The sequence below is a fragment of the Stenotrophomonas sp. NRRL B-14846 genome, from assembly GCF_050473585.1.
Classification (GTDB): Bacteria; Pseudomonadota; Gammaproteobacteria; order Xanthomonadales; family Xanthomonadaceae; genus Stenotrophomonas.
Map to the genome: position 1 here is coordinate 1352281 of NZ_JBFLUN010000022.1, position 23829 is coordinate 1376109.

At 67.6% G+C, this 23829-nt stretch carries 26 protein-coding genes; all 26 read right to left on the bottom strand.

Features of this window, described 5'->3' with window-relative positions; all coding sequences use genetic code 11:
• Positions 1 to 85: 85 nt before the first annotated feature.
• Complete coding sequence (gene fliR / locus AB1281_RS08475) at positions 86 to 877, bottom strand: flagellar biosynthetic protein FliR (protein WP_014037103.1); 792 nt, start codon at positions 875 to 877, stop codon at positions 86 to 88.
• Between the two features lie 13 nt (positions 878 to 890).
• The gene (locus AB1281_RS08480) at positions 891 to 1160 is read right to left on the bottom strand and encodes a flagellar biosynthetic protein FliQ (protein ID WP_005413254.1); all 270 of its coding nucleotides are present in this window, start codon (positions 1158 to 1160) and stop codon (positions 891 to 893) included.
• 59 nt (positions 1161 to 1219) lie between these two features.
• A complete protein-coding gene (gene fliP, locus AB1281_RS08485) occupies positions 1220 to 1999 on the bottom strand; it encodes a flagellar type III secretion system pore protein FliP (RefSeq protein ID WP_014037104.1) in 780 nt (259 codons plus the stop codon).
• A 1-nt stretch (position 2000) separates the two neighbouring features.
• Positions 2001 to 2420 carry a flagellar biosynthetic protein FliO gene (fliO, locus tag AB1281_RS08490; protein WP_164118187.1) on the bottom strand — a complete coding sequence of 140 codons (420 nt, stop codon included), beginning with the start codon at positions 2418 to 2420 and terminating at the stop codon, positions 2001 to 2003.
• Positions 2417 to 2752, bottom strand: coding sequence for a flagellar motor switch protein FliN (gene fliN / locus AB1281_RS08495; RefSeq protein WP_075674539.1), 336 nt, complete (start codon positions 2750 to 2752; stop codon positions 2417 to 2419). The genes fliO and fliN overlap by 4 nt, the downstream gene beginning before the upstream one ends.
• Positions 2749 to 3753 carry a flagellar motor switch protein FliM gene (fliM, locus tag AB1281_RS08500; RefSeq protein WP_014037106.1) on the bottom strand — a complete coding sequence of 335 codons (1005 nt, stop codon included), beginning with the start codon at positions 3751 to 3753 and terminating at the stop codon, positions 2749 to 2751. The genes fliN and fliM overlap by 4 nt, the downstream gene beginning before the upstream one ends.
• A 10-nt stretch (positions 3754 to 3763) precedes the next feature.
• Positions 3764 to 4279, bottom strand: a complete 516-nt coding sequence (locus tag AB1281_RS08505) for a flagellar basal body-associated FliL family protein (RefSeq protein WP_430345584.1) — start codon at positions 4277 to 4279, stop codon at positions 3764 to 3766.
• Positions 4280 to 4416: 137 nt separating this feature from the next.
• Positions 4417 to 5589 (bottom strand): flagellar hook-length control protein FliK, encoded by a 1173-nt coding sequence (locus AB1281_RS08510; RefSeq protein WP_430345585.1) that lies wholly within the window; start codon positions 5587 to 5589, stop codon positions 4417 to 4419.
• Entirely contained in the window at positions 5589 to 6056 is a 468-nt protein-coding gene (fliJ, locus tag AB1281_RS08515; RefSeq protein WP_005416437.1) for a flagellar export protein FliJ, read from the bottom strand. The genes AB1281_RS08510 and fliJ overlap by 1 nt, the downstream gene beginning before the upstream one ends.
• A 3-nt stretch (positions 6057 to 6059) precedes the next feature.
• Positions 6060 to 7454, bottom strand: a complete 1395-nt coding sequence (locus AB1281_RS08520; RefSeq protein WP_049442747.1) for a FliI/YscN family ATPase — start codon at positions 7452 to 7454, stop codon at positions 6060 to 6062.
• The gene (locus tag AB1281_RS08525) at positions 7451 to 8092 is read right to left on the bottom strand and encodes a FliH/SctL family protein (RefSeq protein WP_075674536.1); all 642 of its coding nucleotides are present in this window, start codon (positions 8090 to 8092) and stop codon (positions 7451 to 7453) included. Before AB1281_RS08525 ends, AB1281_RS08520 begins: the two co-directional genes overlap by 4 nt.
• A complete protein-coding gene (fliG, locus tag AB1281_RS08530) occupies positions 8089 to 9075 on the bottom strand; it encodes a flagellar motor switch protein FliG (protein WP_024958226.1) in 987 nt (328 codons plus the stop codon). The genes AB1281_RS08525 and fliG overlap by 4 nt, the downstream gene beginning before the upstream one ends.
• Before the next feature lie 7 nt (positions 9076 to 9082).
• Entirely contained in the window at positions 9083 to 10729 is a 1647-nt protein-coding gene (gene fliF / locus AB1281_RS08535; protein ID WP_101765409.1) for a flagellar basal-body MS-ring/collar protein FliF, read from the bottom strand.
• Between the two features lie 13 nt (positions 10730 to 10742).
• Positions 10743 to 11108: a flagellar hook-basal body complex protein FliE gene (gene fliE / locus AB1281_RS08540; RefSeq protein WP_014037113.1), complete on the bottom strand. Its 366-nt coding sequence runs from the start codon at positions 11106 to 11108 to the stop codon at positions 10743 to 10745.
• 432 nt (positions 11109 to 11540) lie between these two features.
• Entirely contained in the window at positions 11541 to 11957 is a 417-nt protein-coding gene (locus AB1281_RS08545; protein WP_430345586.1) for a hypothetical protein, read from the bottom strand.
• A gap of 185 nt (positions 11958 to 12142) precedes the next feature.
• Positions 12143 to 13645: a sigma-54 dependent transcriptional regulator gene (locus AB1281_RS08550; RefSeq protein WP_049442743.1), complete on the bottom strand. Its 1503-nt coding sequence runs from the start codon at positions 13643 to 13645 to the stop codon at positions 12143 to 12145.
• Entirely contained in the window at positions 13642 to 14019 is a 378-nt protein-coding gene (locus AB1281_RS08555; RefSeq protein ID WP_010485922.1) for a response regulator, read from the bottom strand. Before AB1281_RS08555 ends, AB1281_RS08550 begins: the two co-directional genes overlap by 4 nt.
• 14 nt (positions 14020 to 14033) lie before the next feature.
• Positions 14034 to 15443 (bottom strand): RNA polymerase factor sigma-54, encoded by a 1410-nt coding sequence (gene rpoN, locus AB1281_RS08560; RefSeq protein WP_197587520.1) that lies wholly within the window; start codon positions 15441 to 15443, stop codon positions 14034 to 14036.
• Between the two features lie 323 nt (positions 15444 to 15766).
• Positions 15767 to 16399, bottom strand: a complete 633-nt coding sequence (locus tag AB1281_RS08565) for a response regulator (protein ID WP_005413261.1) — start codon at positions 16397 to 16399, stop codon at positions 15767 to 15769.
• A 92-nt stretch (positions 16400 to 16491) separates the two neighbouring features.
• Positions 16492 to 17070, bottom strand: coding sequence for a PilZ domain-containing protein (locus tag AB1281_RS08570; RefSeq protein ID WP_075674531.1), 579 nt, complete (start codon positions 17068 to 17070; stop codon positions 16492 to 16494).
• A complete protein-coding gene (locus tag AB1281_RS08575) occupies positions 17067 to 17360 on the bottom strand; it encodes a hypothetical protein (protein ID WP_010485909.1) in 294 nt (97 codons plus the stop codon). The genes AB1281_RS08570 and AB1281_RS08575 overlap by 4 nt, the downstream gene beginning before the upstream one ends.
• Complete coding sequence (gene fliS, locus AB1281_RS08580; RefSeq protein ID WP_005416447.1) at positions 17357 to 17773, bottom strand: flagellar export chaperone FliS; 417 nt, start codon at positions 17771 to 17773, stop codon at positions 17357 to 17359. The genes AB1281_RS08575 and fliS overlap by 4 nt, the downstream gene beginning before the upstream one ends.
• 128 nt (positions 17774 to 17901) lie before the next feature.
• The gene (gene fliD / locus AB1281_RS08585) at positions 17902 to 19320 is read right to left on the bottom strand and encodes a flagellar filament capping protein FliD (RefSeq protein ID WP_164118197.1); all 1419 of its coding nucleotides are present in this window, start codon (positions 19318 to 19320) and stop codon (positions 17902 to 17904) included.
• 441 nt (positions 19321 to 19761) lie between these two features.
• Positions 19762 to 20940 (bottom strand): flagellin, encoded by a 1179-nt coding sequence (locus tag AB1281_RS08590; protein ID WP_164118199.1) that lies wholly within the window; start codon positions 20938 to 20940, stop codon positions 19762 to 19764.
• Between the two features lie 86 nt (positions 20941 to 21026).
• A complete protein-coding gene (locus AB1281_RS08595) occupies positions 21027 to 22217 on the bottom strand; it encodes a flagellin (protein ID WP_430345587.1) in 1191 nt (396 codons plus the stop codon).
• Between the two features lie 72 nt (positions 22218 to 22289).
• Complete coding sequence (locus AB1281_RS08600) at positions 22290 to 23510, bottom strand: flagellin (RefSeq protein WP_049442737.1); 1221 nt, start codon at positions 23508 to 23510, stop codon at positions 22290 to 22292.
• Positions 23511 to 23829: the final 319 nt, after the last annotated feature.

A 23829-nucleotide genomic window follows, 5' to 3' on the forward strand; every position in this document is an offset into this window, starting at 1 on the left:
GGTGCGGCGTCCCCCCTGGACGCCACGCATTCACTCTAACGCGCAGACCGGGGGGGACTTCAAGCGGCAATACGTGATGATCGGGTCAGTGTGTGACCGCGTCCGCAGCCTGGAAGGCGGCATCGAACAGGCGCTGTACCGGCGGCCCCATTTCCCCGGCCAGCAGGGCCAGCAGGAACAGGCCCAGCAGCAGCGAGACCGGCAGGCCCAGCTGGATCGGATTCAGTGCCGGCGCGGCGCGGGCGAGCACGCCGAAGGCCAGGTTCACTGCCAGCATCGCCACGGTGAGCGGAATGGCCAGCGTCAATGCGCCACGCAGCACGGTCAGCAGGAAGGTCGGGGCGATGCTGAAGAAGGCGTGCGGGTCCGGCAAGGGGGCGCCGATCGGCAGTGCGCGGTAGCTGTCCACCAGCAGCGAGATCAATGCCAGGTGGCCGTTGGCGGTGAAGAACAGCAGGCCGAACAGCAGGTAGAACCACTGGCCGATCACACCCGACGTGCCACCGCGCAGCGGATCGCTCATCTGCGCGAAGGCCAGGCCGGTGCCCTGGGCGATCAGTTCGCCGGCCATCGCGCCGGCTTCGAACACCAGCCGCAGCATGAAGCCGATGGATACGCCGATGGCCAGTTCGCGGGCGATGGTCAGTACGGTGGCAGCGTCGAAGCCGGTCCAGTCCGGTACCGGTGGCAGCAGCGGCGCCAGTGCAATGGCCAGGGTACCGGCCAGTACTACGCGCACCCGCGACGGTACCGCGCGGGTACCGACCATGGGCATGGCCATGGCCACCGCACCGATGCGCAGCATGGTCCACAGCACGGTGCCGATCATGCCGAAGGCCTGAAGGCCGTCGGCAGCCATCTGGGTGGCGGCGTCCATCGAAGCGCGTGTCCTAGCCGATCAGGTGCGGAATGCGCTGGAACAGCAGCGTGGTGAATTCAACCAGGTGGCCGATCAGCAGGCTGCCCAGCGCGAACAGCACCGCGGTCAGCGCCGCCGCCTTGGCGACGAAGGCGATGGTCGGTTCATTGAGCTGGGTCGCGGCCTGCACGACACCGACCACCACGCCCACCACCAGTACGGTGAGCAGCAGCGGGCCAGCCACCCACAGCACGGTGATCAGGCCGCCACGCAATTCGGTCAAGGCAAGTTCGGGAGACATTCGGGTTCCATCTGCGTATGTAGAGTCGAGCCATGCTCGACTGCGCTTTACGGGGGATCTCAGGCGGGGTTGAAGCTGGCCGCCAACGTGCCGACCGTCAGCACCCAGCCATCCACCAGCACGAACAGCAGGATCTTGAACGGTGCCGACACCAGCATCGGCGACAGCATCATCATGCCCATCGACATCAGCACGCTGGCCACCACCAGGTCGATGATCACGAACGGGATGAAGATCAGGAAGCCGATCTCGAAAGCGGTCTTCAGTTCGCTGGTGACGAACGAGGCAACCAGCACCGGGAACGGGATCGCATCGGGGCTGGCGTAGGTGCCGTGCCCGGCGATGCCGGCGAAGGTCATCAGGTCGGTCTCGCGGATCTGCGCCAGCATGAACCCGCGCAGCGGCTGCGTGGTCAATGTCCAGGCGGTCTGGAAGTCGATGTCACCGTTGAGATAGGGCGCCATGCCCGTGCTCCACGCCTTGTCCCAGGTCGGCATCATCACCATCGCGGTGAGGAACAGGGCCAGGCCCAGCAGTACCTGGTTGGACGGCGTCTGGCCGGTACCCAGCGCCTGGCGCAGCAGGCCCAGCACGATGATGATGCGGGTGAACGAGGTCAGCACCAGCAGCATCGACGGGATCAGGGTGATCGCGGTCATCAGCAGCAGGGTCTGCAGCGGCAGGCTGACCGGCGCACCGCCGATCTTGCCGACGTTGATGTCCGGCAGCGGGGTGGTCGGCGCGCCGGGCGCGGCGAATGCCAGCGCCGGCAACAGGCACAGGGCAAGCAACAGCAGCCACGGCATCAGGGTGGCAGGACGGGTACGGGTGACACGCATGTCAGGGATCCTTGCGCAGCCGCTGCTGCAGCAGCTGGGCGAAATTCGGCAGGTTCTTGAAGTCCGGCACGCGCACCGGTGCCGGCGGCGGCAGCGGTTCGGGCAGGGTATGCAGGGTATTGATGCCGCCGGCGGTGACGCCCAGCAGCAGTTGCTGGCCGTTGACCTCCACCACCACCACGCGCTCCTTGGCGCCGACGCTGAGGCTGGCCACCAGCTTCATGCCTTCGGCCGGGCGGAAGCCGCTGCCGGGCATGCGCTTGAGCAGCCAGCCCAGGCCGATCACCAGCGCCAGCACCGCCAGCAACGCCAGCACCGCACCGAACAGGCTGGGTGCAGCGGCCGCGTGCTGGCCGATCTGCGGGCCGATCGGCGCAGCGGTCTTGCCGACCGCCAGCAGGGTGGAGGCCAGCAGGCTCAACGCAGTCTCCGGATCCGCTCGCTCGGGCTGACCACGTCGGTCAGGCGCACGCCGAAGCGGTCATTGATCACCACCACTTCGCCGTGGGCGATCAGGGTGCCGTTGACGAACACGTCCAGCGATTCGCCGGCACCGCGCTCCAGTTCCACCACCGAACCCTGGTTGAGCTGCAGCAGGTTGCGGATCGGCAGGCGGGCACGACCGACTTCCAGCGACAGGGTCACCGGCACGTCGAGGATCACGTCCAGGTTCAGGTCCGGACCGTTCGCCTCATCGGCCTGCAGGCTGCTGAACTGGGCCGGGGTCGGTTCGAGGGCGTCGATTTCGTTCATTGCGGGTCTTCCTGGATGACGGGTACGCGCGGGCGGGTGCCCGGCGGATGGGTAGCGGTGATCTTCACGGCGTTCATGCCGTTGGCGATGCCGAACTCGCCGGTGAATACCGGGATGTTCTCCACGCACAGCGGCACCTGCGGGCTCAGGTCGATCGGCAGGATGTCGCCGACCTTCAGCTGGGTCAGGTCGCGCAGGGTCATGCGCTTGCTGGCCAGTACGCTGGACAGGGTGACTTCGGCGATGTTGAGCTGTTCACGCAGGGTCTTGCCCCAGCTCTCGTCGCGATCGTTGCGGTCGCTCTGGATGCCGGCGTCGAGCAGTTCGCGGATCGGTTCCAGCATCGAGTACGGCAGGGTGACGTGGATGTCGCCGCCACCGCCATCGAGTTCGACGTGCAGGCGGCACACCACCACGTATTCGCGCGGCGTCACGATGTTGGCGAAATGCGGGTTGATCTCCGAGTTGATGTACTCGAAGTCGACGTCCATCACCGGTGCCCACGCTTCGCGCAGGTCGGCGAAGGTCTGCTTCAGCAGCAGGTGGATCACCCGCATTTCGGTGGCCGTGAATTCGCGGCCTTCGATGCGGGTGGGGTAGCGCCCGTCGCCGCCGAAGAAGTTGTCGACGATGGCGAACACCAGGGTCGGCTCGAACACGATCAGGCCGGTGCCGCGCAGTGGCTTGAAGCGGATCAGGTTCAGGTTGGTCGGTACATACAGCGAGTGCATGTAGTCGTTGAACTTGATCAGCTCGATGCCGCGCACCGACAGCTCGGCCGAGCGGCGGATCAGGTTGAACAGGCCGATCCGCCACAGGCGCGCGAAGCGCTCGTGGACCATTTCCAGGGTCGGCATGCGACCACGGATGATGCGGTCCTGGCTGGCGAAGTCGTACGAACGCGCTTCGCCTGACGGGGGTTCCGCATCGGTCTCGACCGCGCCACTGTCCACGCCGTGGAGCAGGGCATCGATCTCGTCCTGGGACAGCAGATCATTCATCGGTGGGCCCTTACTGGGTCACGAAGCTGGTGAACAGCAGGTCGTCGGCGCCGTTGCTGCCGGTCTCGGCCTTGAGCACTTTCTGCACCTCGGCCAGTGAGGCGGCCTGCAGCTTCTGCCTGCCGGCCACATCGGCGATCTGGTCCGGGCTGACCTGCGAGAACAGCATCAGCAGGCGCGCGCGGATGGCCGGGGCATGGGTCTTGATCGCTTCCAGCGCGGCCGGGTCGCGGGTCATCAGCTGCACTTCCAGCTGCAGGTAGCGCGGGCCGTCGACCGGGCCGTTGAGGTTGACCACGAACGCCGGGTCCAGCGCGAAGTACTGTGCCGGGGCCGGGGTGGCGCTCTTCTTCGGCGCCTGCGCGGTCTTCTCTTCGTGCTTGGACTGGGTGAAGAACCACACGCCGCCACCAGCGGCAGCGGCGGCCAGTACGGCCACCAGTGCGGTGATCAGGATCGGACTACGCGGCTTGGCGGCCTTGTCCTTCTCGGCGGTCTTCTTGGTTTTGTCAGCGGCTGCGGCCACGGGGTGAAGCTCCTGAGGGTTGCTTCACCGGGATATGCAAGGGGTGTGCCGAAGGCGGGGCAGAGGGGTGCGACGGAATTCCGTCGGGGTGCCGACCGCCCCGCTCTGGTAGGTGCCAACCTTGGTTGGCACGCCTGTCAGGCGTAGGCGTCCAGCAACCCTCGCTGGCGGATCAACTGCGCGGACGACACGCTGGCGTCGCCCGGCGACGGTTCTCCGTCACCGGCCATGCCGCCGCCGCCGGCCTGGCCCGACGCATTGCCGTCACCACCGGGCGCCTGGTGGCCAACATCGGCATGAGCCAGCTGGAAGCCCTGTTCGCCCAGCAGCTCGCGCAGGCGTGGCAGGCTGCTTTCCAGTGCCTGGCGCACGTCCACGTGCGGGCTGCTGAAGCTGGCGTGCACCTTGTCGCCGTTCAACTGCAGGCGGACATCCACCGGGCCCATGTCGTCCGGGCTCAGGCGGATGTGGGCGTGGCCGATCTTCTGGTCGGCCAGCCAGCCCAGGCGCGCACCGATGGCCTGATCGAAACCATCGTCACCCAGCACGGGCTTCGGCGTGGGTTCGCCATTGAAGATCGCATTGCCGGTGGCCAGCGCGGCCTTCAGGTCCTGTACGGCGGCGGCTGCCGGTGCATGCAGCAGCGGCGCACTGGCGCGGTCGCCGAGGGCGGCCACGTCGCTGCCTTCGCCACGCTCGCTGCGCTTGCCGGGCAGGATCATCTCCGGCAGTGGCAGCGCGGTGGCGTCGTCAGCGCTGGTCGCCGTCGGTTTGCTGTCGGCCGCCAGCGGGGCTGCGGTTGCCGCTGCCGGCGCGGCCGCAGGCAGTGTCGGAGTCGCGGCGGCGGTAGTGGGCAGCGCCGTACCGTCGCTGGTCAGTGATGGTGCAGCGGTGCCCGGCAGAGCTGCGGCCGGATCGGCAGGCGTCGGCATCGCCAGCACCAGGCCGGCCAGGCCGAGCGGTGGCCACGGGGCGTCCTCGGTCGCGGCGGGCTTGTCCTTGTCGGTGCCGGGCCCAGCCGGGGTCAGGGCAACGGGGGGCAGTGGCGGCGTTTCAGCGCTTGTCGCTTCGGCGTCCGCGCTGCGTTCGCCCGGTGCCTGGCCATTGCTGTCGGCGGTCGATGGCTGGCCAGGCGTGGAGGGCGTCTGCGTCGGTGTCGTGGCGCTGCCGGAAGGCGCCGGCGCGGAGGGCGCACCGCACTGCAGCAGCTGGCTGAAGTCCTTTCCGCCTTCGCTGCGCGAGGCGCGCGCGGCACTGTTGCTGGTGGCGGGCGTGGCGGTGTTGGCGCTGCTGGCGAGCGGGGCGGGCATCACGAGCGGCCTCCCTGCTCGGCGCCGTCCTGGTCCTCGGCCTGCACCAGGCGCGCGCGCCGCGCACCAATGTCGTCCATCTCGCGCTGGTCGCGGCGGTCGGTCACCACCTTTTCCTGCGCGCGGTAGCTGGCGGCCAGCTGCTCCAGCACCGCCTTGTCACGGCTGGCCAGGATCAGGCGGGCGCGCTCGGCCTCCACCTTTTCGCGGTTGCCGTTGACCGTGGCCTGCTGCTGTTCGACCGCACTGTCCAGGCGATCAAGGAAGGCGCGGCGGTTCAGCAGCTGCGCCGGGCTGGTCGCCGCCATCTGTGCGTTGGCGTACTCCTCGGCATAGCGGCGCAGTTCGTCCAGTCGCGATAGATGGGTGTCGAGCACGCGCTGGCGTTCAGCCAGGTCGCGGGCGACTGCGTCCTCATGTTCCTGGGCCCGCTTGAGCAGGGGATCGATGCGCTTGGACTGGTTCATGGCTTAACTCTCTTGTTCCACCAGGCGCTGCAGCGCCGCCTGGCTGTGCGGGAGATCTGCGGCCTTGGCAACGTCCTGGCCGAGGAACTCCATGATTTCCGGCCAGCGTTCCAGGGCTTCGTCGGTGGCCGCGTCGTTACCACGCTGGTAGGCACCGATCGCGATCAGGTCACGGTTGGCCGAGTAGGCCGAGACCAGTCGCTTCAACTTGCGGATGCGCAGGCGCCACGGTTCGTCGGCGATTTCCGTGACCACGCGGCTGACCGACGATTCAACATCGATGGCCGGGTACAGGCCGCTGTCGGCCACGCGGCGCGAGAGCAGGATGTGGCCATCGAGGATCGCGCGTGCGGCGTCGGCGATCGGATCCTGCGGGTCATCGCCTTCGGTCAGTACGGTGTAGAACGCGGTGATCGAGCCACGGCCCTTGGCGCCATTGCCGGCGCGTTCGACCAGCGCCGGCAGCTTGGCGAACACCGACGGCGGGTAGCCGCGGGTGGTCGGTGGTTCGCCGACCGACAGGCCGATTTCGCGCTGCGCCTGGGCGAAGCGGGTCAGCGAGTCCATCAGCAGCAGCACGTTCAGGCCCTGGTCGCGGAACCACTCGGCGATGGCGGTGGCACGGTAAGCGCCGTGCAAGCGTGCCAGCGGCGGCCGGTCGGCGGGGCTGGCGACGACCACGGCGCGGCGCAGGCCTTCCTCGCCCAGCGTGGTCTCGACGAAATCGCGGACTTCGCGGCCACGTTCACCGATCAGGCCGACCACGATCACGTCGGCGGCGGTGTAGCGGGTCATCATGCCCAGCAGCGTCGACTTGCCGACGCCGGAGCCGGCGAACAGGCCGACGCGCTGGCCGCGGCCGATCGGCAGCAGCGCGTTGATCGCGCGCACGCCCACGTCCAGTGGCTGGGTGATCGGTTCACGCGCCAGCGGATTGATCGAGACGCCGGCCATGCCGACATGGCCTTCGGCGCGGATCGGGCCCTTGCCATCCAACGGCACGCCGTCGCTGTCGATGACGCGGCCGAGCAGGCCTTCACCCACTTCCACGCCACCACGTCGCGCCGACGGTACCACCCGCGCATTGGGCAGCAGGCCGTGCAGTTCGGCGCTGGGCATCAGGTAGGTGCGCTCGCCGGCGAAGCCGACCACTTCTGCATCCACCCAGCCACCATCGACCACTTCCACCTTGCAGCTGGCGCCCAGTGGCGCCTCGCAGCCGACCGCTTCCAGGGTGAGCCCGACCGCGCGGCGCAGCACGCCCTCGCGGATCAGGCCGCGACCATGCGCGGTGTCCACGCGCAGGCCATCCAGGCGGCTGGCCAGGCGCAGGTTGCGGGCCACGGCCCAGTCGGCCGCTGGCGCCGGTTGCGGCGCGGCTTGCGATTCCGGGTTCATGCGCCTGCTCCGGTCTGGCGGATCACCGCATCCAGCGCACCGCGCAGGCGGGCTTCCAGGGTGCCGTCGATGCGCACCGCTTCAGCGTGCACGCGCAGGTCGCCACGGCTGAGGCTGGTATCGGGTACCAGGCGCTGGGCCGGCGACAGGTTCAGCAGTGGGGCGAGGGCGGCGATGTCATCCGGGTGCAGCCGCACTTCCACCTCGCGGGTGCTGCCGCCGACCGCGTCGATCGCTTCACCGACCAGCTGTGCCAGCAGTGCTGGCTCGGCTTCGTAGGCGCGGCCAACCAGCGCGCCGGCGATGCGCACGGCGAGTTCGCCGAGTGCGCCGACCACTTCGTTCTCCAGCCGCACCAGTGGCCGGCTGAAGTTGTCGAGGATGCCTTCGATCTGCGCGGCGAGGCGGCGCACCTCGGCCTGGCCCTGGCCATAGCCGTCGGCATGGCCCTGGTCGAACCCTTCCTTCTCGGCGCTGTCCTGGATCGCCTGGATTTCTTCCAGGGTGGGCAGCTGCAGCGGCGGCTCCGGTTCGTGTTCCGGGTCCGGCTCGGTGAGTTCGAACGCATCCTCCTGCTCCAGCACCGGTTCGGGCTGGGCCAGCAGGTCCGGGGCAAGCCAGCGCACGACGTTGCTCACAGCATGGCCTCCGCGCTGCCACCGATGGTGACCGTGCCTTCATCGGCCATGCGCTTGACGATGGCCAGGATCTCGCGCTGTGCGCCTTCCACGTCGGACAGGCGCACCGGGCCGCGGGCCTCCATGTCTTCCAGCAGGATTTCGGCCGCGCGCTGCGACATGTTGCGGGTGATCTTGTCGCGCACCTTGATGTCGGCACCGCGCAGGGCCAGGCCCAGGCGCTCGCCGCTCACTTCGCGCAGCACCAGCTGCATCTCGCGATCGTCGAGGTCGACCAGGTCGTCGAACACGAACATCAGGTCCTGGATGCGGTTGCTCAACGGCGCATCGATACGGGCGATCTCGCCCAGGATCGCCTGGTCCTGGCCGCTGTCCATGAAGTTCAGGATGTTGGCCGCGCACTGCACGCCGCCGATGTTGGACGACTTCAGGTTCTGGTTGCCGGCGAACTGGCGCTCCATGATCTCGTTGAGTTCATTGAGCGCGTTCGGCGGAATGCCATCGAGGGTGGCGATGCGCAGCAGCACGTCCACGCGCGTGCGGTCCGGCAGCAGCTTCAGCGCGTCGGCGGCCTGGTCGGTTTCCAGGTGTGCCATCACGATGGCGATGATCTGCGGGTGCTCGTTGCGCACCAGGTCGGCCACCGCGCGCGGGTCCATCCACTTCAGTGCATCCAGGCCGGTGGTGTTGCGGCCGAGCAGGATGCGGTCGATCAGGTTGCCGGCCTTCTCGCTGCCCAGCGCCTGCACCAGCATGTTGCGGATGTAGTCGTCCGAGCCCACGCCCAGCGAGGTCTTCGAGCCCAGCTCCTGGCCGAACTGGTCCATCACCCTTTCCACCTGTTCGCGGGTGATGTCGGTCATGGTGGCCATGGCGATGCCGATTTTCTGCACTTCCTTGGGTTCCATATGGCGCAGCACTTCGGCCGCATCCAGCTCACCCAGCGAAAGCAGCAGTACGGCGGCGCGCTGCACGCCGGTCAGTGGTGCCTCAGTCATTGGCCACCCAACCCTTGACCACCTGGGCCACGCGCTTGGAGTCGGTCTTCACGGCTTCACGCGCCATCCGCAGTCGTTCCTCATATGAATCCACCGGCAGGGCCAGCGCATCCGGCCCGCCCAGGCTGGCCCGGTCGGCGCCCAGCGCCGGCAGCGGCATGCCATCGTCATCGACCAGCTGCACGTCCGCGGTGTGCGGTTCCAGTGCCTGCTCGTCGTTCTTCTTGCCCTGGCCGGTGATCGCGCGCAGCGCCGGGCGCAGCACGCCGAACAGCAGCGCCAGCACCACCACCGCGCCGAGCAGCATGCGGCCGGCATCGTGCACCCACGGCAGTTCCCACCAGGCCGGGCCTTCGACCGGCGTGGTGTCACGCACGAACGGGGCATTCATCACCGACACGGTGTCGCCACGCTCGGCGTTGAAGCCGACGGCCTGCTTGACCAGCGCCTCGACGCGGGTCAGTTCGGCGGCCGACAGCGGCTGCGGTGCCACCTTGCCGTTGGCACCGGCGCGCGGCACGTTGTCCACCAGCACCGCCACCGACACGCGTTTGATGCGGCCGGCCGGCTGGCGGGTGTGCTGCAGGGTGCGGTCCAGCTCGTAGTTGCGGGTCGCGTTCTTGCTGCTTTCGGTCGGGGTCTGCGCGGTGGCCGGTGCGGCCTGCTGGCCCGGCGGGCTGTTGCTGGTCGCGCCCGGCACGCCCTGCGGGCCCGGCGTGCTGGTGGTGTTCTCGCTCATCTGCTCGCTGCGCAGCTTCTGCGGTTCACCGTTGTAGAGCTCGCGGGCTTCCTCGGTCACCGAGAAATCCATGTCCACGCTCACTTCCGGGTTGACACGGCCGGGGCCGGTCATCGGTTCCAGCAGTTCGCGGATGCGCTGGTTGAACGAGGTTTCCTGGCGGCGCACCTGCTCGAACTGGGCCGCGTTGACCGCCGCCTCGCTGTTCGGGTCGGTGATGCTGAGCATGCGCCCGCTCTGGTCGACCACGGTCACCCGTTCCGGGGCGAGGTCCGGAATGCTGGCCGCGACCATGTGCACGATGGCATCGACCTGGCTGCGTTCCAGCTGCTGGCCGCCGCGCAGTTCCAGGGTGACCGAGGCGCTGGCCACGTCACGCTGGCGGGTGAACGCGCTGGGCTTGGGAATGGCCAGGTGCACGCGCGAATCGCGCACCGGGCGCAGCGTGTTGATGGTGCGCGACAGCTCGGTTTCCAGCGCGTGCTGGTAGCGCGCGCTTTCCACGAACTGGCTGACGCCGAAGCCCGGATCGCGTTCCATCAGCTCGAAGCCGAGCTTGCCGCTGTCGGTCAGGCCGGAGCCGGCCAGCTTCAGGCGGGCATCGTGCAGGTTCTTTTCCGGCACGGTGATGCCACCGGTGGCGGGGTCGAGCGCGAACGGAATCTGCGCGGCGCGCAGCAGGTCGGTCGCTTCAGCGGTCGCCTTCTGGTCCAGGCCGGTGTACAGCGGGACCATGCCCGGCTTCTGCGACCAGAAGAACACGGACAGGCCTGCCGCCACCGCCACTGCGATCATCGCCATCAGGCCCAGTCGACGGGTGATCTGCAGACTCTGCAGGCGGTCGAACCATTGCCCGGCCTTCTCGGCGTTCAGGCTGTCCTTGGAGAGCGTCAGTGCCATGCGTCAACGTTCCTTACAGCGGCATGTTCATCACGTCCTGGTAAGCCTGGACGAGACGGTTGCGGACTTCCACGGTGGCGCGGAAGGCGATCTGGGACTGCTGCGAGGCGACCATCACCTTGGCCAGGTCGGCGCTGGGGTCGCCCATTTCGAAGGCCTTGGCGAGGGCGCCGGATTTCTGTTGCGCGTCGTTGACGCCGGCAATCGCACCACGCAGGGTTTCGGTGAAGCTGGCCGGCTGCACCTGCGGCGCATCCAGCACCGTGCCCGGCAGGGCATTGCTGCGCGGCGTTTCGCCCAGCGGGTTGAGCGCCGGCTGTCCCATCTGGGTCTGATAGGAGCGGATCTGCGAAAGGATCGAAGTGACGGAGTGGGACATCTGCAACGGTTCCAGAAACAGGGGATGGGGTTGTCTGCTGGAGCAGGTGCAAGTGCCGTGCCGAAACCGGTTTTCGATTCAGTGAAGTGAGGGTTGTGGATGTGCTGGCAGGGCTGCGCCCTGCACCCGCCGAATCAACGTCAACATCAACGTCAACGTCAACGTCAACGGCGGGCTATCCGTGGGATGGCGGGGTGGGTCCGGTTGCGGGGGACGCCGTAAATACGTCCCTGTAGGCTCGGTCGCGCCATCCATAGCGCTCACGCCCCCGCAACCGGACCCACCCCGCCTTCGACAGTTGGCCGCGATCTGTTGGAACCTGCTGCTGATGGTGGGTGCCGACCGTTGGTCGGCACGGGGTCAGATCCCGTTGCGACGCAACGGGCTCTGACCCCGTTGAAGGCGCCATTTATCCGGCGTCGGTTTTCTGGCCTACGGCTGCAGGGTCCAGCGGCCGGAATTCTGGCGCTGGCGCGGTGCGATGGGGCCGTCGTGCTGGGTGTAGATGAAACGACCCTGGCGGTCGCTCAGGCAGGTCAGCAGCAGGGTGTAGCGGGCGGGGCCGGCCGGGTGGTTTTCGGTCATCTGGATTTCCCCGATATGCGGGGCCAGGCGCTGGTAGCGGTAGCTGCCGCCGATGCGGAGGTCGGTGCCGAGGATGTCCAGCATGTACTGGCTGCCGGCGAAGCTGACCTGCACCATGCGCCCGGCATTGGGGTTGTCCGGTGCGTACAGCGGGTCGCTGAGGTTGGTGAACTGGCGCTGGTCCAGCGTGGCGGGAAGGGTGCAGGTGGCGGCGCTGGCAACGCCAGGGCAGAGCAGGGCGACGAGCAGGGTGAGGCGATGCATGGTGGAACCTCCTTGGGGTGTCCTTGCCATGCTCCGCAGTGCGGCCGCGTTGTCTCTAGGAAAACGTGCAAATGAAACGGGGTCAGAGCCCTTTCCTGCGGAAAGGGTTCTGACCCCAGGCACTGGAAACACCAACGCCCGGGCAAGCCCAGGCGTTCGTGCCCCCTTCGTGCTGGCAACGCGGTTCAGCCGGCCAGTTCGGCCTGCTCGCGTTCGATGCCGTACTTGCGCAGCTTTTCCACCAGGGTGGTGCGGCGCAGGCCAAGCAGCTGGGCGGCATGGGCGACCACGCCCTGGGTGCGCTCCAGTGCTTCGTTGATCAGGCCCAGTTCGATGTTGGCCATGTGGTTGCGCAGGTCCAGGCCGTCGTCGGGCAATGCCGCCGGGGCGGCGGCGCGATTGACCGCGATGCCATGTTCCAGGGCCGGCTGGCCGCCGCTGCCCGGGGTATGGAACGAGAAGCTGCGCAGGTCCAGGCGTTCTTCGCTGGCGACCGGAGCCGCCGGTGCCGGTGCCGGGACGGCCAGCGCGGCATCGCCACGATAGCGCGCCGGCAGGTCCTGCACGCGCACCGAACCGCCCGGATGCAGCACCGCCAGGCGCTCGACCAGGTTGGTCAGCTCGCGCACGTTGCCGGGCCATTCGTAACCGGCCAGGGCCTGCAGCGCTTCCGGGGTGAAGCGCACTTCGCCACGGCCGGTACGGGCCAGCTGTGCGGCGATGGTTTCAACCAGCGCAGGAAGGTCCTCGCGGCGCTCACGCAGGGCGGGCACGTCGATCGGGAACACGTTGAGGCGGTAGAACAGATCCTCGCGGAACTTGCCCTCGGCGATGCGGGTTTCCAGGTCGCGATGGGTCGCAGCGACCACGCGCACGTTGCAGCGGATGGTCTGGTTGCCACCGACACGCTCGAAGCTGCGTTCCTGCAGCACGCGCAGCAGCTTCACCTGCATTGGCAAGCTCATGTCACCGATTTCGTCGAGCAGCAGGGTGCCGCCCTCGGCCATTTCGAAACGGCCCTTGCGCGCGGTCAGTGCACCGGTGAAGGCGCCTTTTTCGTGGCCGAACAGTTCGCTTTCCAGCAGGTCGGCCGGAATGGCGCCGCAGTTGATCGCCACGAACGGGCCATCGCGGCGCGGCGAGCGCTGGTGGATCGCGCGCGACACCACTTCCTTGCCGGTACCGGATTCGCCCAGCACCAGCACGGTGGTGTCGAACGCGGCCACCTGTTCGATCATGGTGCGCAGCTCGGTCACCGCCGGGCCGTTGCCGGTCGGCCCCTGGTCCTGCGCGGCGCCGGCCTGGTGCTCGGCGTCCAGGCGCTTGAGGCTGGCGCGGCGCAGCAGGGCCTCCATCTGCGCGTGGCGCAGCGGCGTTTCCAGCGGCCAGATGTTGGCTTCGTGCAGCCCGTGCTGCTGGGCAAACGCTGCGGCATCACCATCGGCCAGCAGCACCGGCGGCGGCAGGCTGCTGCCGCCCAGCCAGTTGTACAGCGCCGTGCTGGCAGCGGTGTCGTCCAGGCTGCCGACAATCACGGCCATCCAGTCGTTCTGGCGCTGGCGGCCCAGGTCGAAGTCGGCCGCGTCGGAAACCCAGCGCGGGTTGAAGTCCATGAATTCCAGCAGGGCAACGGTGCGCTCAGCGCGCACGGCGTCGTTGTCCAGCACCAGGATGCGCGATTCGCTCACGATCGATCCTCCCTGAGGCCTTCCAGGATCGGCATGACTTCCTGGATGTAGGACAGCTTGCTGACAAAATTGTCGGCGCCGGCACGCAGCGCGTGTTCGCGGTGTTCGGCGTCGTCGAAGTGGCTGGCGATCACGATGTACGGTGCATCGTCCTGCGACTTGATCAGGCGGGTGGCCTGCAGGCCGCCCATTTCCGGCATCGCCAGGTCCATCAGCACCACCTGCGGGCGCAGCGTTTCCGAGCGCTCGATCGCTTCCAGGCCGTTGCCGGCACTGCCGACGATCTGCAGCCAGTCGATCTTGCGGAAATGGCGCATCGCCGCGTTGATGAAGCCCTCGTGGTCATCGACCAGCAGGACCGTGAGCTTGTTCATGTCCAACATCCTTTTCAGCCCACCCGGGCCAGCTGGGGTTGCCTGGCGCTGAGCCGGCGCCGTTCGCGGGCCGGGGCGATATCCAGTTGTTCTCGGTATTTTGCGACGGTTCGGCGGGCAATGTTCACCCCCTGGCGTGACAGCAGGCCGGCAATGGCCTCATCGGCCAGCGGGCGGCCGGCCGGTTCGGCGTCGATCAGGCGGCGGACCATGGCCTTCACCGCCTGGCCGGAGACGCTGGCGCCTTCCAGGCGCACGGCGAAGAAGTGCTTCAGTTCGAAGGTGCCGCGCGGGGTCTGCAGGAACTTGCCGGTGGTGATGCGCGAGACGGTGGATTCGTGCATGCCGATTTCTTCGGCTACTTCCTTCAGGGTCAGCGGGGCCATGGCCTCTTCGCCACGGACCAGGAAGGCGGCCTGCCGCTCGACGATCACCCGCGCGGTGCGCAGCAGGGTGTCGTAGCGCATCGACAGGCCGCGGCTGAACCAGCGCGCTTCCTGCAGCATCTCGCGCAGCGCCGGTGCAGCTTCGCTGGTTTCGGCCAGGGCCTGTTCGTACTGGCTGTTGATCGAGACGCGGCGGCTGGTGGCCGGGTTCAGGGCGACCTTCCATTGCCCATCGGCGTGCCAGGCGACCACGTCCGGCACCACCACGGCGTTGCGTTCGGGCAGCAGGCTGTCGCCGGGGCGCGGCTGCAGCGAGAGGATCAGGCGCACCGCTTCGCGCACGTCGTCGATCTCGGCGTCGTGCTGGCGGGCGAGGGCGGGGTAGTCGTGGGCGGCCAGCGCGTCGAGCGCACCATCGAGAATGCGGGCCGCCAGGTGGCGGGCCGGCACCACGCCCTGCAGGCTGCGCAGCTGGGCCTGCAGGCCTTCGCGCAGGTCCTGCGCGGCCATGCCGGCAGGCTCGCCGTGCAGCAGCTGCTGGCGGATGGCTTCCACGCCGTCGGCGGCAATGTCGAACTGGGCGCTGGCGAGAAGCTGCAGCTGGTCCAGCGGTGCCTGCAGGTAGCCGGCTTCATCGCAGTGGTCCAGCCAGAACGCGGCCACCGCCAGCTGGCGGTCGTCCATGTCCAGCGACAGGCGCTGCAGCACGCGCAGCTGCGGGTCGGTCGACTCGCCGGCGGCGATGCGCGCCATGCGGTCGTCGTCACCGTCCTGCCAGTTGGCACCCGCCACGTCCCACATCGACGACTCGGGCAGTTCGTCGAAGGCGGCGGTGTCGAGGGTGGTGGCACTCGCTTCGGTGGCCTCGGCCGCGGGCGCTTCGGCCTCTTCGATCTCCAGCAGCGGGTTGGAGTCCAGCAGGCGCTGGATTTCCTGTTCCAGGTGCAGGCCATCGAGCTGCAGCAGCCGGATCGACTGCAGCAACTGCGGGGTGAGGTGAAGTTGTTGGCCCAGCTGGGTCGAGAGTGCAGCCTTCATCGTGGTTCCCCGGCACCGCTCCCCGGCGCCTTGTGGAACGCATCTTGCTTTTGATCCGGCGGGGGCGGAATCGGGGGGTTCCTGAGGGCTTTCGTAGATATCCCTACAGGATGTAAGGGTTTCCCCTACATTGGCGCGGGATGTTGACGAAGGCCGTCGCCAAGTCATTGATTCGTGGTGCCGAACCGGCCGTGTTCGCGGGGCGCCATATACGGATTCCTGTCAGGGCCTGTCAGGGTGACGGGAATTCGTCGCCCGTGCAGTGCCGGGCAGGGGGCAGATCCCTTTCCACAGGAAAGGGATCTGACCGCACCAGCAGACAATCATTCCAGCTCGTGCTGGTGGCGCGCGGCCAGCAGCAACAGGTCATTGGCGCGCCGGCAACCCAGCGACTCCATCATGCGTGCGCGGTGGGTCTCCACCGTCTTGACGCTGATGCCGAGATCGGCGGCGATTTCCTTGTTGCTTTCGCCCTTGCCGATGCGGCGCAGGATCTCGCGCTGGCGCGGCGACAGCGCGGCGATGCCGGTGGGCTTCTCGCGGCCCAGCATGGGCGCCAGCATCTTGGCCGAGATCTGCGGGCTCAGGAACACCTGGCCGGCGTGCGCGGCGCGCAGCGCCAGTTCCAGCTCCTGCGGTGCTGCATCCTTGACCACGAAACCGACTGCGCCACGATCCAGCGCGTCGCGCACGTGCGCGGCGTCGTCGTGCATGGTCATCATCACCACCCGGGTGCCGGGTGCGCGCAGGCGGATATCGCTGAGCGCTTCCAGGCCGGTGCGGCCGGGCAGCGAGAGGTCCATCAGCACCACGTCCGGTGCGTGCTGCAGGGCCAGCTGCAGGGCCTGCTCGGCGTTGCTGGCCTCGGCGACGAGCTGCACGTCGGCAAACCCCTGCAGCAGCCGCGCCAGGCCGGCGCGGACGAGGGTGTGATCGTCGACGATGAGAACTCGCACAGGCACGCAACGGATCCGTGTAGGGGAGTCCACCTTAACTTAGCTGAACGGGCGCGCCAAGGGTCGGCCGTGCAGTGCCTGGGTGGTGGGTTTCAACGTGCGCGGCGCGCCTCGGCCACCTGGCGGCGGTGCAGGCGGAACAGGTGCCGCTCCATCGCCATCTCCAGGCCGTCGCCCAGGCGCTGGAAGCGCAGCCACAGGAAGTGGCCGCCACTGCCGTCGGCCGCCTCGGCGATGACTTCCACCGGCAGGTCGATGTGGTCGGGCAGCCAGTCGCTGGGCTGCAGGCGCACCACGCCGGCCTGGCCGGGGGTGGCACCACTGCGCGGGCCCAGCTGAAGGCGGATGCCACGGCGCGACCAGCGCACCGGGCGCAGGGTCAGCTCCTGGCCCTGCTGGCGCACCAGCCGGCCGAGCAGCACCATCGCCAGGTCCAGCTTGGCTTCCAGGCGCTGCAGCTGCAGGCTGGCTTCGTTGCGTTCGTCATGCTCGTCGACGCGGCTGTCCTCGACCAGCGCCAGGCTGCGCAGCAGGCCTTCGGCGCTGCTGGTGCGGCCGGCCGCGCTGCCCGCCTGGAATTCGACGGGCAGGGCCAGTTCGCAGCTGAGCGTCTCGTCGAACAGCTCGCTTTCGGCCGGGTGGTGCAGCGAGGTGGTCGGCAGCGAGGTCATGCCAGCGATTCTGCCTGCAGGTAGGCATGCGCGGCGCGAAGGGAGCGCTGGCCGTCGTTCATCAGTGCGGCCACGGCATCACGGCGCTGGCGCAGCAGGCCGAGCAGATTCTGCTGGCGCTCGAACAGGGCCGTCAGCGGAGCGTGGTCGGCGGCGGTCAGCGGCTGGCTGAGCAGGGCGTGCAGGGTGCTGTCGTGGCCGTCGAGCAGGCTGTCGGCCTGGTCGAGGGATTCTTCGCCCAAGGCCTTCTCGAAGGCATCCAGCTGCGCATGCAGTTCGTGCAGGCTCATGGCGCCACCGCGGCCGGGCGGCGCTGTTCGTGCGGGATCGCATTCCAGGCGCTGTCGATCTCGCCCAGCAGCTGCAGCGATTCATCCAGCGCGGCACGGTCGTTGTGCAGGTTGGCCTCGGTCAGGCGCTGCAGCACGTAGTCGTAGAGTGCCGACAGGTTTCCGGCGATCTCGCCACCGGCCTCATGGTCCAGCGAGCCGTTGAGGTGGCCGACGATCGCGCAGACTTCCCCGATCGCCTTGCCCTTGCCGGCCTGGTCGCCACGCTCGAGGCTGGCCAGGGCGCGCCGCACGCGCTCCAGCGCACCGGCCAGCAGCATCGCCACCAGCTTGTGCGGATCGGCATCGGCGACCGCACTGGTCACTCCCACCTGGCGGTACTGCTCGGCATATTGACGGCTGGAACCGTACATTCGTGATTCTCCTTGCGCGGGGTGCCGTCGGGTGATCGTGGCGATCGGTGCCGACGGCGCGGCGATGATTGCTGTTGCGTCCGTTATCGGTGCGTTGCACGGCAAACTTGAGTGCCGCGCATGCATCGTCAGCGGTTCAACTGTGCCAGCTGCTGCGACAGCGTGCTGCTGCTCTGCTGCAGCTTGCCCATCAGGCTGTCCAGCGCGATGAACTGCTTCTTGTAGCGCTCTTCCACGCTCTTCATGCGCGTGTCCAGATCCTTGCGACGCTTGTCGATGTTGTCCAGGGTGTTGTTCAGGCCCTTGGTGCGGGCAACGAAGGCGCCTTCCTTGCCGACCGTGGTGCTGACGTAGCCGTCCACCAGCGTGTACAGCTGGCCGGCGCCGCCGGTATCACCGGTGATCGCCTGGCGCACCTTTTCCGGCTGCGCGGCGAGTGTGGCGGCGAACTTGGTGGTGTCCAGCACCAGGCTGCCGTCGGCATTGGGGTAGCCGCGGGTCTGCAGGCCGATCGCCTTCGGGTCCAGGCCGGACGCGGAGAGATCCTTCAGTACGCCGGCCATCACCGAGCGCAACTGGCTGGATGCGCCGCGCATCTGCGCGTCGCCGGTCAGCGCAGACGCCTCCTTGGTCTTCAGGTCGTACTTGGTTTCGGTGTTGATCGCCGCGATCGCCGCGTTGTACGCGGTCACGAATTCCTGCATCACCTTGGTGGCAGCAGCGGTGTCGGTGCTGATCACCACCGTGCTCGTGCCCTTGACCTTGAGGTTCAGGGTCAGGCCCGGAACCGCGTTGTCCACGGTATTGCTGGGGCTGATGACCTTCACGCCATCGATGGTCAGCTCGGCGTCGGCCGCCGGGGTGTTCTCCTTGAGGCTGCCGACCAGTGCGCCCAGTTTCGCATCGCTGCCGCCGTACTCGAGCTTGATTGCGCTGGCGGCACCGGTTTTTTCCTGGGCGATCGACAGGTACTGGTTGTCACCGGAGCTGATCAACGTGGCCTGCACACCTTCCTTGCGCCCGGCAGCGTCGATCTTGTTGCGGATCGTGGTCAGGGTGTCGCCATCTTCCACTTCGACCTTCAACGCCTTGGCCTTGTCGCCGACGCCAACGGTCAGCGTCAAGGTTCCGGCGCCGAAGGTGTCGGTCTTGGGTACCGAAGTGTCAGCAATCCACTTGTTGGCCGTGGCCAGCGACTTCACCTCCACCAGGTGGGTGCCGTTGGAGGCTGCTGCCTTGGTCGTGCCCACGTCGTACAGCGCCACCGATGCGGTCAGCACGTCATCGGCGTTGGTCGGGCCGCCCTTGCCGGTCGCGGTCACGGTACGGGTATCGAAGGCGGTGGTGGCCTTCAGCGCGGTCAAGGCCGTCTTCAGCTTGTCGAACGCCGAGGTGACGGTGCCGACTGACGACAGCTGCATCTTGGTCTTCGACTGCTGCAGGTTCAGCGCATTGTCGGCGGGCTTGCGGTCGGCTGCGACCAGCTTGTTGACGATGTCCGAGATGTTCAGTCCCGAGCCAATGCCACCGTATCCAAAGTCTGCCACGTCGTTTCTCCTGGTATCCGGGCCTGGCCGCCGTGCGGTGGCCCGTCGTCAACGAAAATAGCGGCCTGCGCCGCTGGGTCTTGAGGACTTCGTTGATGCATGTGCCGTGCCAATCGCCTGGCGCGGTTTCTGGCACGCGGGTTGCAGGAGGGTTGGGGCAGGGTGCGGGTAGGTTCACCGCGGGCTGCCGGGAGTCTGCAAAAAGCCCTCCCCCAATGCAGGGGAGGGATCAGGCTACTGACAATCGGGGGGAGACGAAGCCGCCCGGTACGTACAGTCAAAGGTACAGCGCTGAAAGAGAGGTCCGCAGGAGCGGGCGATGCCAAGCCGGTTCGGGAGTGATCCCGGGCCGGGCATGGCCCGCGCCTTCGTGCATCGTGGCTTCCTGGTTGCCGCTACCGTCGGTTCGACCCGACGGTAGCGGCGCCTTCTTGCCGTGGATCAGCGCAGCAGGCTGAGCACGCCCTGCGGCACCTGGTTGGCCTGGGCCAGCATGGCCGTACCGGCCTGCTGCAGGATCTGGGTGCGGGTCAGTTCGGCGGTTTCCTTGGCGAAGTCGGTGTCCTTGATGCGGCTGCGCGAAGCCGACAGGTTTTCCGAAGAGGTCTGCAGGTTGGCCACCACCGAGGTGAAGCGGTTCTGGATCGCACCGAGGTCGGCGCGGGTGCTGTTGATCGCACCCAGGGCCTTGTCGACCACTTCCAGCGCCTGCTGGGCGCCGAGCACGGTGCTCACGTCCAGCTTCTGCACGTTGGCCGAGGTATCGGTGCCGGCGGTGTAGGCGCCCGCAGCCGCCGCGGTGCCCCAGGTCTTGGCGGTCGCGTCGTAGTCGCTGCGCATCAGGGCGATATCGGCGGTGGCGACAGCCTTGCCTTCCTTCACCGAGCTCAGCTTCAGGGTGCCGTCGGAATTGGCTTCGGCGTAGATGCCGGCCTCGCCGATCTTGGCGTTGATGGCGGTGGCGACGGCCTTGGAGGCATCGGCCGTGGTGGCGCCGGCCTTCACTTCAACCGTGCCGATATCCACGCCCATCACGGTGCCGGAGAAGCGGGCGCCGTCGGTGCTGGCAGCCAGAGCGGCAGTTGCGCCGGTGGCGAAGGTCGAGGTGCCCAGGGAGCCGGCCTTGGCATCGATGGTCTTGTCGATGGCGATGGCCTGGCCGGCGTTGGCGCCGACCTGGAACAGCTGGCTGGAGAAGGTGCCGTCCAGCAGCTTGGTGCCGTTGAAGTCCGACTGCTTGGCGACGCGGTCGATTTCCGAGACCAGCTGGGTCACTTCGGCCTGCAGTGCCTTGCGGTCGCTGGCCGAGTTGGTGGCGTTGGAGGCCTGCACCGACAGCTCGCGGACGCGCTGCAGGTTGTTGCCGATTTCGGTCAGCGAACCTTCGGCGACCTGGGCCAGCGAGATGCCGTCGTTGGCATTGCGGATGGCGACGTCGGTACCGCGGATCTGCGTGCCGAAGCGCTCGGAGATCGCCAGGCCGGCGGCGTCGTCCTTGGCGCTGTTGATGCGCGAACCGGAGGACAGGCGCTGGATGGTGGTAGCCAGCGAGCTGCCGCTGGTGCTCAGGTTGCGCTGAGCATTCAGGGACATCGTATTGGTGTTGATGACTTGTGCCATGGTGCTTTTCCTTTGGCGAAGGTGGAACGTGTTTCAGGATCCGGGCGCCGCGTCATGCGGCGCCCGGAGGTCGATCAGCGAGCGGATCAGCGCAGCAGGCTGAGCACGCCCTGCGGCACCTGGTTGGCCTGGGCCAGCATGGCCGTACCGGCCTGCTGCAGGATCTGGGTGCGGGTCAGTTCGGCGGTTTCCTTGGCGAAGTCGGTGTCCTTGATGCGGCTGCGCGAAGCCGACAGGTTCTCCGACGAGGTCTGCAGGTTGGCCACCACCGAGGTGAAGCGGTTCTGGACCGCACCGAGGTCGGCGCGGGTGCTGTTGATCGCACCCAGGGCCTTGTCGACGATCTCCATCGCCTGCTGGGCGCCCTTCACGGTGCTGACGTCCAGGTTGCTGGCGTACTTCGCAGCCGGGGCCGTAGCAGCGGTGGTGGCGGTGAAGGTCGGTGCGGTGGCGCCGGTCCAGGTGCCCGGGGTCGCGGTGATGGCCTTGAAGGAACCGTCGGCGTTGGTGCTGTCCTTGACCGAGGTCAGGGTCACGCCGGTGGTGCCATTCACTTCAGCGTAGACGCCGGTCTCGCCGATCTTGGCGTTGATCGCGGTCACCAGCGCTTCACGCGAGGCCTTGCCGGTGGCAGCAGCGTCGGCGCCCTGCTTGACCGAAACATCGGCAATGGCCACGCCGTTGATGGACAGGCCGCTGGTGCTGAAATCAGCGTTGGTGCCCGGGTCGGCCAGGGCCAGCGAGTTGGTGTCGAACTTGGCGCCGCCCAGGGCATTGGCCTTGGCATCGATGGTCTTGTCGATGGCGATGGCCTGGCCGGCGTTGGCACCGACCTGGAACAGCTGGCTGGAGAACGAACCGTCCAGCAGCTTGGTGCCGTTGAAGTCCGACTGCTTGGCAACGCGGTCGATTTCCGAGACCAGCTGGGTCACTTCGGCCTGCAGTGCCTTGCGGTCGCTGGCCGAGTTGGTGGCGTTGGAGGCCTGCACCGACAGCTCGCGGACGCGCTGCAGGTTGTTGCCGATTTCGGTCAGCGAACCTTCGGCGACCTGGGCCAGCGAGATGCCGTCGTTGGCATTGCGGATGGCGACGTCGGTACCGCGGATCTGCGTGCCGAAGCGCTCGGAGATCGCCAGACCGGCGGCGTCGTCCTTGGCGCTGTTGATGCGCGAACCGGAGGACAGGCGCTGGATGGTGGTAGCCAGCGAGCTGCCGCTGGTGCTCAGGTTACGCTGAGCATTCAACGACATCGTATTGGTGTTGATGACTTGTGCCATGAGGAGAGGTCCTTGAGCGGTTGCACGTGAGTTGGGTTAGACGCCCCCGACGTGCCCCGGGGGCGGCTCATGTCAGCGCTGCAACAGGCTGAGCACGTTCTGCGGTACCTGGTTGGCCTGGGCCAGCATGGCCGTACCGGCCTGCTGCAGGATCTGGGTGCGGGTCAGTTCGGCGGTTTCCTTGGCGAAGTCGGTATCGCGGATGCGGCTGCGCGATGCGGACAGGTTCTCCGAGGAGGTCTGCAGGTTGGCCACCACCGAGGTGAAGCGGTTCTGGATCGCGCCGAGGTCGGCGCGGACGCTGTTGACCGATTCCAGGGCCTTGTCGACGATCGACATCGCCTTCTGTGCGCCTTCGGCGGTGGTGACGTTCAGATCCTTGACGAAGCTGGCTGCTGCACCGGTCAGGGTGCCGCCGTTGGTGCTGGTCTCGGTCAGGCCCAGGCCGGCGATGGTTGCGGCGGTGGCACCGGCCGGCGGGGTCGCCGCGCTGACGCCCAGGGCGAAGGTCTGGCCATCCTTGACCGAGGCCAGGCTGATGACGCCGGCATTGACCGAGGCAACCACGCCGGTTTCACCCAGCTTGTTGTTGATCGCCGCCGCGGTGGCCGAGGTGATCGACTCGCCGGCCTTCACCGTGAAGTCGCTGATGGTGACCGTGGTGGCGGTGCCGCCCGGCGGGGTCACCGAGACCTGCAGGCCGGAGTAGGTGGTGTCGGCGGTGGCCTTGTCGGCCGCTGCCAGGCTGGTGCCGGTGTAACCGTTGGCGAAGGTGGCCGCGCCCAGCGAATCAGCCTTGGCGTTGACCACGCTGTTGATGGCGATGGCCTGGCCGGCGTTGGCGCCCACCTGGAACAGCTGGCTGGTGAAGCTGCCGTCCAGCAGCTTGGTGCCGTTGAAGTCGGCCTGCTTGGCGACGCGGTCGATCTCGCTGACCAGCTGGGTCACTTCAGCCTGCAGGGCCTTGCGGTCGCTGGCCGAGTTGGTGGCGTTGGACGCCTGCACACCCAGTTCGCGGATACGCTGCAGGTTGTTGCCGACTTCGTTCAGCGAACCTTCGGCGACCTGGGCCAGCGAGATGCCGTCGTTGGCGTTGCGGATGGCCACGTCCAGACCACGGATCTGGGTGGTGAAGCGCTCGCTGATGGCCAGGCCGGCCGCGTCGTCCTTCGCGCTGTTGATGCGCAGGCCGGACGAGAGGCGCTGGATGGTGGTAGCGAGCGAGCTGCCGCTGGTGCTCAGGTTGCGCTGAGCGTTGAGCGACATCGTATTGGTGTTGATTACCTGTGCCATGGGGTCGTCTCCTCTTATATGGAACCCGTTGGTGAATGAAACGAAGCGCCGCCTGTTTTTTTGTGTGGCTGTGTGCTTCGCTGTTGCCAAATGAATAACGGCGCTTTGTCAACAACCTTTAGCCGTGAATTCCGCTGGAGCCAGAATTCGTTGCCGGAAGCTGTTTTTCCGGGGTTTTCCGCCCGGTTGCCAGGGTGGAAGCGGCCCCGGAAGGGGCGGTCGGGCGGGGCCTGACCAGCGCTGATGAAGGTATCGGCGGGGTGCGGCCGGGCTTGATGGGCAATCACGGAAATTCGGCCGGAGACGGCCAGATGGCGCC